At 28.0% G+C, this 12,322-nt stretch carries 12 protein-coding genes and 1 tRNA gene; 12 read left to right on the top strand and 1 reads right to left on the bottom strand.

From position 1 onward, the window contains the following. Positions 1–79: 79 nt before the first annotated feature. From HGAG_RS03930 to HGAG_RS03920, 3 genes are read left to right on the top strand one after another with little or no spacing between them, the layout of a single operon-like run. Positions 80–598: a ClbS/DfsB family four-helix bundle protein gene (locus tag HGAG_RS03930; RefSeq protein ID WP_019118011.1), complete on the top strand. Its 519-nt coding sequence runs from the start codon at positions 80–82 to the stop codon at positions 596–598. Positions 599–620: 22 nt separating this feature from the next. Next, a complete protein-coding gene (locus tag HGAG_RS03925) occupies positions 621–1,247 on the top strand; it encodes an HAD-IA family hydrolase (protein ID WP_019118010.1) in 627 nt (208 codons plus the stop codon). 54 nt (positions 1,248–1,301) lie between these two features. Then, on the top strand, positions 1,302–1,910 hold the full coding sequence (locus HGAG_RS03920; protein WP_019118009.1) for a DNA-3-methyladenine glycosylase: 609 nt from the start codon (positions 1,302–1,304) through the stop codon (positions 1,908–1,910). A gap of 64 nt (positions 1,911–1,974) precedes the next feature. On the opposite strand, the gene HGAG_RS03915 is transcribed toward HGAG_RS03920, so the two are convergent. Then, positions 1,975–2,892 (bottom strand): diacylglycerol/lipid kinase family protein, encoded by a 918-nt coding sequence (locus HGAG_RS03915; RefSeq protein WP_019118008.1) that lies wholly within the window; start codon positions 2,890–2,892, stop codon positions 1,975–1,977. Between the two features lie 88 nt (positions 2,893–2,980). Between HGAG_RS03915 and HGAG_RS03910 the strand changes: the two genes are divergently transcribed. The 9 genes from HGAG_RS03910 (at position 2,981) to HGAG_RS03870 (ending at position 12,296) form a co-directional block, all read left to right on the top strand. Next, entirely contained in the window at positions 2,981–3,337 is a 357-nt protein-coding gene (locus tag HGAG_RS03910) for a PaaI family thioesterase (protein ID WP_019118007.1), read from the top strand. 121 nt (positions 3,338–3,458) lie between these two features. Next, positions 3,459–4,781, top strand: a complete 1,323-nt coding sequence (locus HGAG_RS03905; RefSeq protein ID WP_019118006.1) for a sodium-dependent transporter — start codon at positions 3,459–3,461, stop codon at positions 4,779–4,781. A 17-nt stretch (positions 4,782–4,798) separates the two neighbouring features. Further along, positions 4,799–6,115 (top strand): sodium-dependent transporter, encoded by a 1,317-nt coding sequence (locus tag HGAG_RS03900; RefSeq protein ID WP_019118005.1) that lies wholly within the window; start codon positions 4,799–4,801, stop codon positions 6,113–6,115. Positions 6,116–6,176: 61 nt separating this feature from the next. Then, positions 6,177–7,451: a CapA family protein gene (locus tag HGAG_RS03895; protein WP_019118004.1), complete on the top strand. Its 1,275-nt coding sequence runs from the start codon at positions 6,177–6,179 to the stop codon at positions 7,449–7,451. Positions 7,452–7,522: 71 nt separating this feature from the next. Next, positions 7,523–8,113, top strand: coding sequence for a phosphatase PAP2 family protein (locus HGAG_RS03890; protein ID WP_019118003.1), 591 nt, complete (start codon positions 7,523–7,525; stop codon positions 8,111–8,113). Between the two features lie 52 nt (positions 8,114–8,165). After that, positions 8,166–8,252 (top strand) — tRNA-Leu (locus HGAG_RS03885). A gap of 174 nt (positions 8,253–8,426) precedes the next feature. Then, positions 8,427–11,066, top strand: coding sequence for a DNA polymerase I (polA, locus tag HGAG_RS03880; RefSeq protein ID WP_019118002.1), 2,640 nt, complete (start codon positions 8,427–8,429; stop codon positions 11,064–11,066). Next, positions 11,053–11,643, top strand: a complete 591-nt coding sequence (gene coaE, locus HGAG_RS03875; RefSeq protein ID WP_019118001.1) for a dephospho-CoA kinase — start codon at positions 11,053–11,055, stop codon at positions 11,641–11,643. The genes polA and coaE overlap by 14 nt, the downstream gene beginning before the upstream one ends. After that, the gene (locus HGAG_RS03870) at positions 11,640–12,296 is read left to right on the top strand and encodes a lytic transglycosylase domain-containing protein (protein WP_019118000.1); all 657 of its coding nucleotides are present in this window, start codon (positions 11,640–11,642) and stop codon (positions 12,294–12,296) included. The genes coaE and HGAG_RS03870 overlap by 4 nt, the downstream gene beginning before the upstream one ends. Positions 12,297–12,322 lie beyond the last annotated feature (26 nt).

The following is a 12,322-nucleotide window of genomic DNA, read 5'->3' as shown; positions in this document are numbered from 1 at the left end:
TTGGAAAAAGCTATTAATGAGTATTTATGATATAATTAATTCTATAAAAACTTAGAGATTTAAAAATTTGGAGAAATTTATGAGAACTTATAGTAATAGAGAAGAATTGAAAGCTGAAATTGAGAAGAAATTTGAAAAATATATTTCGGAATTTGATGATATTCCAGAAGAATTGAAAGATAAGAGAGTTGAAGAAGTTGATAGAACTCCAGCTGAAAACCTTGCTTATCAAGTTGGATGGACTACATTGGTTTTAAAATGGGAAGATGATGAAAAGAAAGGTCTTGAAGTTAAGACGCCATCTGAATATTTTAAGTGGAATCAACTTGGGGAATTGTATCAACATTTTACGGATACTTATGCTCATTTATCGTTAAAAGAATTAAGGGAAAAATTAAGTGAAAATATCGAAGATATTTATAAAATGCTTGATTCATTGAGTGATGATGAATTATTTAAACCACACATGAGAAAATGGGCTGATGATGCAACAAAAACGGCTGTTTGGGAAGTTTATAAATTTATTCACATCAATACTGTTGCACCTTTTGGAACTTTTAGGACAAAAATTCGAAAATGGAAAAAAATAGCTCTATAAAATGTGAGTTGTAGGAGGATTTATGGTAAAAAATATTATTTTTGACCTTGATGGAACAATTTCAAAATCTGCTAGCGGGATTTTGAATGCTTTTGAATATGCTTTGGAAAAAATGGGCAAGTCTTATCAAAGAGAAAAGTTATATGAATACATTGGTCCACCTTTGAGAGATTCTTTTGTAAAAGAATTGGGAGAGGATTTGGCTGATGATGGAGTTTATTATTATAGAAAGTATTACTTTAAAAACGGTCTGTTTGAAACTTCTCTTTATGAGGGAGTTAAAGAATTAATAGAAGATTTATATGATAAAGGCTTTAATATTTATCTTGCAACAAGCAAGGGCGAAGAATCTTCTAAGAAAATTTTAGAATATTTTGGAATTTTGCAATATTTTTCTTATATTTCTGGTTCTTCTAATGATAAAAATACAAAGAAAAAGGTAATTGAACATCTACTTTTTGAAAATGATTTAAAAACTAATGAATCTATTATGATAGGCGATAGGTCTTATGACATAGATGCGAGCAATGAATTATCCATAAAATCAATTGCTGTAGCTTATGGTTATGGAAAAAAAGAAGAATTTGAAAATGCAAATTTTATTGCAAATAAAGCAAGTGATATAAAAAAAATAATAATGGAAAACTAGACTAAACCCTTAAATCAAAAAGATTTAGGGGCTATTTTTATAAAGGAGAAAACAATGCTTGATAGGAAATATTTTAGGAAAAATACCCTAGATCTTGCCAATGATTTGCTTGGAAATATTTTAGTTAGAAAAATTGATGGACAAATTATAAGAGCTAAAATCGTGGAATCAGAAGCATATCTTGGAGTAAATGATAGGGCATGCCACACTTTTTTAGGAAAAAAAACTGACAGAAATAAAATTATGTATATGGATGCAGGCACTTTGTACGTTTATCAAACTTATGGGATTCATTTTCTTTTAAATATTTCAAGCGTGAAAGAAGGAGTACCAGAGGCAGTTTTGTTGAGAGCAATTGAGCCATTGGATAATTTCGATTTGATTTCAAAAAATAGGTTTGGAAAAAATTATCAAGACCTATCGATTTATCAAAGAAAAAATTTAAGCAATGGCCCAGCAAAACTTACAAAAGCCTTAAAAATTGATAAAAATTTTAATGGAAAAGATATTTTTTCCAAAGATTTTTATATGGAAGAAGGCAAGAAAGATTTTGAAATAGTAAAAGCAAAAAGAATTGGCATAGATTATGCCAAAGAGGCGAAAGATTACCTGTATAGATTTTATATAAAAGATAATCCTTATGTGTCAAAATTAGAAAGTTAGATATAAAAAAGGGACTGTTGTAGAATGATGATTATTCATAATTTTACAACAATCCCTTTTAAAATTACATATCAAAATAAGTCCAAGACAAACAATTTTCTATAATTTCAAAATTTATTATTTTATTTTCAAAAATTTCTCCGTCTATATTTGCTAAAATTTTTTCATCTGATTTTATTTGTCCTTTTTTTACCTTTATTTCATCCAAATATTTTGAATTTTCTAAAAGTCCATGTTTGTATCTTATTATCAAAGATGGCAACAAGAGACTTGGAAGTTTTTTCGCATAAACTAAATTTAAAATTCCATCATCAATTTTTGCGCTTGGGGCAGGATTAAATCCTGAGCCATAATAGCCACCGTTGCAGATAGCGCTAAGCAAAAATTCATCTTCAAGTTTTATTTGCTTGTAATCTTTGTCATATAAAGTTAATGATAAATTTTGGTAAGACAAATATTTTAATGCCTTAATGACTCCGAAAAAATATGCTTTTTTCCCTAAAGATGGGTTTTTATCTAAATATTCGTAGGCTTTTTCTAAAACAACTGTATCAAAACCTAGGGATAAGACGTTTATTCCGACTTTATCATTTACTTTAATTAAATCAATCTTTTTTTCTTTTAAATTTAATAAACTTTCTACTTTGAAATTTTTGTATGAAAAATTTTTGGAAAAGTCGTTGCCAGTTCCCATAGGAATTAAACCAAGACTTGTATTTGCCAAATCATTTTCATAAATCACATTGCAAATTTCATTTAATGAGCCGTCGCCTCCCCCAACTATTATTGTTTTTTTGTAATTTTTATATTTTTCAATAAAGGCTTTGGCTGCATCAGTTGCGTGGTCTTCATAAGAAGTCCTAATTATTTGAACATTTTCTTCAAAATCTTTTTTATTATAAATTTTTTCTATATCTTTTTCATTAATATCGAACTCGGTTTTTCCTGCCATGGACGATAATATAAATAGCATTTTTATCATAATTTATCCTTCATTTAATAATTATATCACTATTAAATGATTTATCGAGAAAATGTTATAATTGATTTGTAAATAGAAAGGATATTTTATGAATTTTGTTGATTATTTAAAAATGGAATATGTGAAAGATGATGATGGAGAAATTATTACAAGAGTTCCTATTGAAGAGTATTGTTTGAATATAAATAAAATTGTTCATGGTGGTTTGACTATGACTTTGATTGATACGGCTTGTGGCAAAAAAGCGTCGGAATATTTTGATGGAGAATTTGTAACAAGCGATGGATATGTAAATTTTCTTAGACCAGCAAGCAAGACTTCTTATCTTTATGCAAAATGTAAGGCGAAAAAAATTGGTAGGAAATTAGCTAATATTGATTGTGATGTTTTTGATGATGAGAAAAATTTAATTGCTATTGGTAGATTTACTTTTATGAAATTATGATTTGTTTTTATATTTAAACTATTTTTGAAATTTGTTTTACAAATAATAAATTTATGATATAATGAAACAAGTTCAATAGTACGCCGACGCCTTGGCGTACTAAAGTAAAAAGGAGTTAAATATGAACAAAGAAAAAAAATTCTCATCGAGGTTGGGTTTTATCCTGACAGCTGTAGGTAGTGCCGTTGGAATGGCAAATGTGTGGGGCTTTCCTTATAAGTTCCAAGAAGGTGGAATATTTTTCTTATTATTTTATTTAGTTTTTGTAGCTCTTTTTGCTTATGTGGGTTTATCAAGTGAATTTGCAATAGGTAGAAGAGCTGAAACTGGAACTTTGGGCTCTTATGAATATGCCTTAAATTCAAAAAATAATAAGAAAGAGCATTCTTTTATTAGTAAAAATATCGGATTTTTGCCTTTATTGGGTTCTTTATTTATAGCTATTGGCTATGCTGTTATAGTTTCTTATGTTTTAAAAGCTTTAGTAGATTCTTTGACTGGAGAACTTTTAGTTGTAAATAGTAAAAAGTGGTTTGAATCTTTTTCTAATAAAGATTACTCTGTTGTTATTTATCATTTTATAATAATTTTGGTAACACTATTAACTTGTTTGAAGGGTGCAAATACCATAGAAAAATCTAATAAAATTATGATGCCTGCATTTTTTATTTTATTTTTAATTATTGCAATTTTTATTTTAACTTTGCCAAATGCTCTTGAAGGTTATAAATATATGTTTAGGTTAGACTTTGACAAATTGTCTTTAAAAACTATAGAAAATGCAATGGGACAAGCTTTCTTTTCTCTTTCTGTAACAGGAAGTGGAATGATTGTGTGTGGCTCTTACCTTGATAAAAATGAAGACATTTTATCAGCAGCAAAATCTACTGCATTTTTTGATACCTTGGCAGCTTTGTTGTCATCTTGTGTAATTGTTCCATCTATTTTGGTTTTTGGTCTTTCACAAGCTGGTGGGCCTGGACTTTTATTTGAAGTTTTGCCAACTATATTGCAAAATATAAAAGGTGGAAGAATTTTTGCTATAATTCTTTATACTGCGGTTGTATTTGCTGGGATTTCTTCTTTACAAAATATGTTTGAAGTTATAGCGGAATCTCTTATGCACAGGTATAACAAAATTAAAAGAATTACTGCTTTGACTATAATAGGTATTGTAACATTTTTGATTGGTGTAAATATGGAAGCTATTAGCAAATGGGGCCCATGGATGGATCTTGTTTCTATTTATATAATTCCAATAGGAGCATCAATTGGAGCAATTTCTTGGTTTTATTTTTGGAAAAAAGATGAAATTTTGGAAGAAGTTAATAGTGGTGCAAAGAAAAAAGCAGGAGAAGGATGGCACAAGCTTGGAAAATATGTTTATGTTCCAATAGCAATTGTTTTATCAATTTTAGCTTTAGTATTTAAAGTTACTTTTTAAAATTTATGGAGAAAAAAATGGAAAATAATTCGAAATTTAGTAACAAATGGGGATTTATAATGGCATGCGTTGGAAGTGCAGTAGGACTTGCCAACGTATGGGCTTTTCCCTACAAAATTGGAATGAATGGGGGATTATCATTTTTGATTCCTTATTTATTCTTTGTATTTTTGTTTGGTCGTGTTGGTCTTTCTGCAGAAAGTGCAGTAGGAAGAAGATATAAAGCAGGGCCAATGGGAGTTTTTAGAGAAGTTTGGAAATCTAGAAATAAGGAAGGAGTAGGAAGAATAATAAGGTGGATTCCTTTAGTTGGTGTAGTTTTATTAGCTATTGGATATACAGTTGTTATTACTTATGTACTTAAAGCTCTTCTTGATTCAATTACTGGATCACTTTTGACTCAAGATCCGAATGTATGGTTTGAATCAATTTCTACAAATGATTTTGCACTTGCAAAAGAACATTTCTTATTAGTTATTATTGTATTTTTGACCTTAGCTTATGGGACAAAAGGAATAGAAAAAACAAATTCTTTTATGATGCCTCTATTTTTTATTTTATTTATAATTCTTGCAGTAAGAATTGCATTTTTAAATAAGGCAGTAGAAGGATACAAATTTATTTTTACTTTAGAACCAGAAAAATTATTGGATATAAAATTGTGGATAGGTGCAATGGGACAAGCATTTTTCTCCCTATCAATTGTTTCAACGGTAATGGTTGTTTATGGTTCTTATCTTCCAGATAGTGAAGATATAGTTCATTCATCAACAATCACATCAAGCCTTGATACAGTTGCAGCTATGCTTTCAACTTTCGTAATGCTACCAGCAACTTTTGCTTTTGGATTTTCCCAATCACAAGGACCAAAATTAATTTTTGTTGTTTTGCCAAAAGTTTTACAAGAAATAGCTGGAGGAAGAATTTTTGCAATTATTTTGTATATAGCAATAGTTTTTGCAGGAGTATTGTCAGTTCAATCAATGATAGAAACAGTTGCTGAAGCAATAACATCAAAATTTGAAAATTTAAAAAGAATTAATGTCCTACTTGTTCTAATGATTCTTGTATTTGTTTGTGGATTATTTTTACATCCTATAGCAAAATGGGGAGCATGGATGAATTTTGTAACAATTTATATTCTTCCAATATCAGCAATTATAGGAGCCATTTCATGGTTTTGGGTAATGAAAAAAGAAGATTTGATGGATGAAATAAATAAAAGTGCAAAAAGTAAGCACGGTGATGGTTGGTATAATTTAGGAAGATATTTATATGTTCCACTTGCTGTAATTCTTTGTATAATTGCAATAAGATACCAAATTTCCTTCTAATATGACTTTATTTATAGAATAATATATAATTGTATACGATTATATAAATAAAGGAGTAGAAATGAAAAAAATTAAGAGAATATTATCAGTTATTTTAATATTTTTTCTAGCTATTAGTTTTACATCTTGTAAGAAAAATGAAGATAAAACTGATTCTAATTCAAATATTGCAGAAAATATTATAATAAAAGAAAGAAAAAAATCTAACGATGATAGTTCTGATTCAAATAACAAAAAGAAAAATATAAGTAAAATTGAGAAAAAAGACTCAAACACAAATGATTCAGATTCAAAAGTCGAAAAAATAAATATAAAAGCTTTTGGAGATATTATGGCTCACATGGGTCAAGTAAATTATGCAAAAAATTATGGAAAAGGAAATTATGATTTTTCTAGACAATTTGAATATATAAAAGAATTTGTATCAGATTCTGATTTAGCAATTGGAAATTTTGAAACAAGCATAAATTCTGATAAACAACCTTCTGGTTTTCCACAATTTACAAGCCCAGCTGAATATTTGAAAGATATAAAAGATGCGGGTTTTGATTTACTTTCAACAGCTAACAATCACACCCTAGATTCAGAAGAAAAAGGAATCTATGATACAATGGAAGCCATGGATAAGGAAGGAATCGCTCACTGCGGAACAAGAAAAGCAGGAGAAAGTAGGATAAAATATATTCAAGTAAAAAATATGAAAATAGGATTTTTGGCTTACACCTATGGAGTTAATGGTTTAGAAAGTTTAGTAGTAAATCATAAGCCAAATGAAATTATAAATTATTTGGATGAAAAAATAATAGAAGAAGACATAAAAGAAGCTAGAAAAAATTCGGATTTTATTATAGTTTATCCACATTGGGGAATAGAATACCAATCATATCCAGCCCAAGAACATATTACTTTGGCAAGAAATATGATAAAGTGGGGAGCAGATGTAGTTATTGGAAATCATCCTCACGTTGTTCAACCAGCAGAAAGATATAAAGCTGAAAATGGAAAAGAAGGATATATTGCTTATGCTTGTGGAAATTTTGTATCAAACCAATCCTTGGAGGCTTTGGGAGATATTAGAACAGAACAATCAGTTGCCTTTGATATAAATGTAGAGAAAAATACAAAAACTGGAAAAGTAAAATTAGGAGAAGTTAATTTTTATCCGATTTGGGTTGGACATATTAATGATGAATATGGAAAACTTTCAAGAGTTTACAGAACAAAAGATTTTCTTGAAGGAGGAAAATATTTTGATAAGGTTGACGAAAATCAAAGAGCAAGAATTTTAAAAGCCGATCAAATGGTTAAAGAAACCATAAATACAAAAGTACAATAGAGACTGCTTAGCGCAGTCTTTTTTATTTTTCTTCTTTGTGATATTATATTTGTAAAAATAAAGGGGAAAGTATGAATTTTATAACAAAAATAGATATTTCATTATTGAATTTAATTCAAAATATAAAAAGTCCCATCTTGGATAAAATAATGACAACCATTACTGCTCTTGGGAATATGGGAATTTTTTGGATTTTATTGATTTTGATTTTTTTAACTACAAAAGAATATAAAAAAATGGCTAGGCTTATGATTGTTTGTTTTTTATTTAATGCCTTGGTTGTAAATTTGATTTTAAAACCTGCTGTTGGAAGGATTAGACCTTTTGAAATTGTTGATGGAATTAAATTGTTAGTTTTAAAACCTCAAGATCCATCATTTCCATCTGGGCATTCGTCAATTTCTTTTTGTATGCTTACAGTAATATTATTATTTTCAAAATCAAAAACAATTAATATACTGGCAAGCATTTTGGCAATCCTGATTGCTTTTTCAAGATTATATTTGTATGTTCATTTTCCATCAGATGTTTTTTGTGGAATTATTATAGGAGTATTGACAAGTTTAATTGCTTTGAAATTTTGTTTTTCTAAAAGTGGGATGAAACTAATTAATAATTTAAAAATTTTGGGAAATGATTTTAATGATTTGAGAAAAATGTAAAAAAATTTGCATAAGGCGATTAATGGTGTTATAATAATTAGGTAGTGTTAATGCTGGTGTGTCGGAATTGGCAGACGAGACAGACTCAAACTCTGTTGTTCTCCGGAACGTGTGGGTTCAAGTCCCACCACCAGCACCATTAATTTTTTTATTTTTTTCATATTTAAGCTATGCAAAATTGCATAGCTTTTTTTGATGCCTTTTTAAATTTTTTATTTTAAAATTTTAATTTTCAAATTTTTAATCAGCAAATTTTTCTACTTATTTTTTTGTGAAAATTAAAATGTGTTATACTTATAGAAAGGAGAAATATATGAGTAAAAAAGTAATGCTAATTGACGGATCTAGTTTGATTTTTAGAGCCTTTTTTGCCCTTCCGAATCTTACAAATGCTGACGGTGTTATGACAAACGGTGTTTATGGATTTTTAACCATGTATTTTAGGGCTGTTGAAGAATATAAGCCAGATTATATTTTGGTTGCTTTTGATAAGAAAACAAAAACTTTTAGGCACAAAGAATTTGAAGATTATAAAGCAAATAGGGATAAGGCGCCAAACGAATTGAATTATCAATTTGGAATTTTAAAAGACATTCTTGATTCATTAAATGTAAAGTATTTGGATATAGATGGTTATGAGGCTGATGATATTGTTGGAACTTTTTCTACAATTGCAAAGGAAGAAGGTCTTGAAACTGTAATTATTACAGGGGACAAAGATTATTTTCAACTTGTAAATGATAAGGTTGTGGTTTTTCTTACAAGAAAAGGAATTTCTCAGATGGAAGAAATTACTGAAAAATCTATTGAAAATGATTATGGTCTTAGTCCAAAACAATTAATTGATGTTAAAGGTCTTATGGGAGATAAGTCTGATAATATTCCTGGTGTTGATGGAATTGGCGAAAAAACTGCTATTAAATTTATAAAAAAATATGGGTCTATGGAAGGCTTATATGAAAATTTGGATGATATTAAGGGCAAAAAAACTAAGGAAAATCTAGAAAATTTAAAGCAAATTGCCTTTTTGTCCAAAAAAATTGGAACAATTGTTACAAATGCTCCAGTTGGGATGAAAATTTCAGAATTAAAGGTAAAAGAACCAGATTTGGATTCTTTGAGAGAAAAATTTTCAAAATATAATTTCAATAAATTTATGGAAAAATTTGAAGATACTAGCGAAGAAAGAAAAGATGAAATAGAATTTTCTTATTCATTTTCTGATGATTTTTCTATAATAGATGATATTGAAAAAGATGGGGTATTTTATTTTAAAAGCATTTTTGAGGGGGATAATTATATTCACTCTAATGCCTATAAAATAGTAATAAAAACACCTTCATCAAAAACTTATATTTATAATCCCGATGAAAAATTTGTAGAAAAATTCAAAAAATATTTTGAGGATGATAATATTAAAAAAGTTTCTTTTGATATTAAAGAAGATATTGTCTTGTTTGATAAGCTTGGGATAAATATTTCTTTGCCTTATGATGATACTATGCTTATGCACTATCTAATTGATCCTTCAAGGTCATCTTATGATTTAAAAACATTTAGCCAAGCATTTTTGAAATATGAAGTAGAAAATGAAGAAGATTTGCTTGGTAAGGGAAAAAGTAAAAAATCTTATGAGGATTTGGATTCTGATAATCTTGGCAAATATTTGGCATCTATTGTAAATGCAATTGAAGATAGTCTGGATATTTTAACCCAAAAATTAAAAGAGCTTTCTATGTTTGATCTTTATAAGGATTGTGAAATAAAATTATCCAAAGTTCTTGCGGATATGGAAATAACAGGTTTTGTTTGTGATAAAAATGAGCTTGAGAAAATTAAAGATGAAGTTTCTCTTGAACTTGGAGATTTAGAAAAAATAATCTATGAACTTGCTGGTAGTGAATTTAATATAAATTCACCAAAGCAACTTTCAAAAATTTTATTTGAAGATTTGAAACTTCCTATAATTAAAAAAACAAAGACTGGATATTCAACAAATGCTCAAGTTTTAGAAAAATTAAGAAAAAAACACCCTATAATCGAAAAAATTGAAAGATATAGGGAAATGTATAAATTAAAATCAACATATCTTGAAAGTCTTGAAGAATGTATTGACAAAGATGGAAGAATTAGGTCAACATTTAAGCAAAATGTAACAGCAACAGGTAGACTTTCTTCAACAGAACCAAATTTACAAAATCTTCCAATTAGAACCGAAGAGGGCAGAAAAATCAGAAAAGCTTTCAAAGCTGATGATGAGAAAGTATTAATTGATGCGGACTATTCACAAATTGAATTAAGAGTTTTGGCTCATCTTGCAAATGATAAAAAAATGCAAGAGGCTTTTTCAAAAGATATTGATATACACACAAAGACTGCATCAGAAGTTTTTTCTACTCCAATTGATGAGGTTACAAAATTACAAAGAAGTGAGGCTAAAGCAGTAAATTTTGGAATAATCTATGGTATAAGCGATTATGGACTTAGCCAAAATTTAAATATACCAAGAAAAAGAGCCAAGGAATATATAGAAAATTACCTTGACACCTATCCAGAAATCAAAAAATACATGAAAGATATTGTAAAAAAAGCCAAAGAAGATGGATATGTAAATACAATATTTAATAGAAGAAGGTATGTTCCAGAAATAAATTCTAAAAATTTCAATGTAAGAAGTTTTGGAGAAAGGGTTGCTTTAAATACACCAATTCAAGGAACAGCTGCGGACATTATAAAATTTGCCATGATAAATTCATACCAAAATTTGCAAAAAGCAAAAATAGATGCAAAAATAGTTTTACAAATTCATGATGAAATAATCATAGAAGCAAGTAAAAAAGATTTGGAAAAAGCAAAAGAGATTCTTAAATCATCTATGCAAGATGCCGTAAATTTAAATGTTCCACTTTTGGTTGACATAGATAGCGGAGAAAGTATGTATGAGTCAAAATAAAATTGTTATAACTGGAACAATTGCAAGTGGCAAATCTTCTTTATCAGAAATTTTGAGAAAAAAAGGCTATCAAGTTATTGATAGCGATGAAATAAATAAGAAATTACTAGAAAAAGACCAAATAAATTACAAGGAAATTTTATCATCAAAAGCTTTTGACGAGGCTTTTGATGGAGAAAATTTAGATAAGAAAATCTTAGCAAAAATAATTTTTAATAATTCTCAAAAAAGAGAATTGATAAATAAAATTACTCATAAAAATATCATTGCTTATATAAATAATTTGATAAAAGAAAGTAATGAGAAAAATATTTTTGTAGAAATTCCCTTGTACTTTCAAATGAAAGAAAAATTTCCTTGTGATTATGTATGGCTAGTTATTGCAGATAGAGAAATTCAAATAGAAAGATTAATGCAAAGAGATAAGATAGGAAGAGATTTTGCATTAAAAAAAATTAAGAGTCAAGATTTTTTAGAAATGCAAAAAAAATCAGATGTGATTTTTGATAATAGCACATCCTTAGAAAATTTAGAAAAAAAAGTAGAAATAGCTTTAAAAAATTTGGAGAATATATGAAAGCTTTAAAAAATATTTTTAAAATAATAGGAATAATAATATTAGCGTTTGTGATGGTTGTTATAATTAGTTTTTCAATAGTAGCCTATCAAACATCAAGACAAAAAATTGCCTACCAAGAAGAAATAGAAAAATATTCACAAAAATATAATGTAGACCCACTTTTGATTGCATCAATTATAAAAGTAGAAAGTGATTTTGACACAGAAGCTCACTCAAGTCAAAATGCTATGGGACTTATGCAATTATTAGATTCATCTGCAAAACATAGTGCAGAAATAATTGGAGAAGAATATTATCCAGACAAATTAAAAGAAGTAGATTATAATTTAAATCTTGGCGTGGGGTATTTCAAATATTTGAATGAATATTATAATAATGTCGACTTGGCTCTTGCAGCTTATAATGGAGGAATAGGAAATATAGACAAACTAATTGCAGACAAAAAAATAGACAAACACGACCCAGATCCAACAAAAATTCCTACAAAAGAAACTAGACAATATGTAATAAAAATAAATTCAAATTATGATTTGATGAAGGTATTTTACGATGATGGACTTCCAAGCAAGGAAGAATTAAAAGATAGAAAATCATTATCTATAAAAAATTATAAGAAATTTGTTAAAAAAATATTATTTGATGTATTATAATCATTGAATAATATTTTTAAATAAAT

This window comes from Anaerococcus obesiensis ph10 (genome assembly GCF_000311745.1).
In the GTDB taxonomy this organism is placed as follows: domain Bacteria; phylum Bacillota; class Clostridia; order Tissierellales; family Peptoniphilaceae; genus Anaerococcus; species Anaerococcus vaginalis.
Note: the sequence above shows the minus strand (reverse complement) of the source record. Positions and strands in the feature narration are given on the sequence as shown.

What these genes read in the sequence shown, in the direction of transcription:
- HGAG_RS03870 (WP_019118000.1), top strand. Translation starts at nt 11,640, where the DNA reads ATGAAAGCTTTAAAAAATATTTTTAAAATAATAGGAATAATAATATTA.
- HGAG_RS03910 (WP_019118007.1), top strand. Translation starts at nt 2,981, where the DNA reads ATGAATTTTGTTGATTATTTAAAAATGGAATATGTGAAAGATGATGAT.
- polA (WP_019118002.1), top strand. Translation starts at nt 8,427, where the DNA reads ATGAGTAAAAAAGTAATGCTAATTGACGGATCTAGTTTGATTTTTAGA.
- HGAG_RS03930 (WP_019118011.1), top strand. Translation starts at nt 80, where the DNA reads ATGAGAACTTATAGTAATAGAGAAGAATTGAAAGCTGAAATTGAGAAG.
- HGAG_RS03905 (WP_019118006.1), top strand. Translation starts at nt 3,459, where the DNA reads ATGAACAAAGAAAAAAAATTCTCATCGAGGTTGGGTTTTATCCTGACA.
- HGAG_RS03900 (WP_019118005.1), top strand. Translation starts at nt 4,799, where the DNA reads ATGGAAAATAATTCGAAATTTAGTAACAAATGGGGATTTATAATGGCA.
- HGAG_RS03920 (WP_019118009.1), top strand. Translation starts at nt 1,302, where the DNA reads ATGCTTGATAGGAAATATTTTAGGAAAAATACCCTAGATCTTGCCAAT.
- HGAG_RS03890 (WP_019118003.1), top strand. Translation starts at nt 7,523, where the DNA reads ATGAATTTTATAACAAAAATAGATATTTCATTATTGAATTTAATTCAA.
- HGAG_RS03915 (WP_019118008.1), bottom strand. Translation starts at nt 2,892, where the DNA reads ATGATAAAAATGCTATTTATATTATCGTCCATGGCAGGAAAAACCGAG.
- HGAG_RS03895 (WP_019118004.1), top strand. Translation starts at nt 6,177, where the DNA reads ATGAAAAAAATTAAGAGAATATTATCAGTTATTTTAATATTTTTTCTA.
- HGAG_RS03925 (WP_019118010.1), top strand. Translation starts at nt 621, where the DNA reads ATGGTAAAAAATATTATTTTTGACCTTGATGGAACAATTTCAAAATCT.
- coaE (WP_019118001.1), top strand. Translation starts at nt 11,053, where the DNA reads ATGAGTCAAAATAAAATTGTTATAACTGGAACAATTGCAAGTGGCAAA.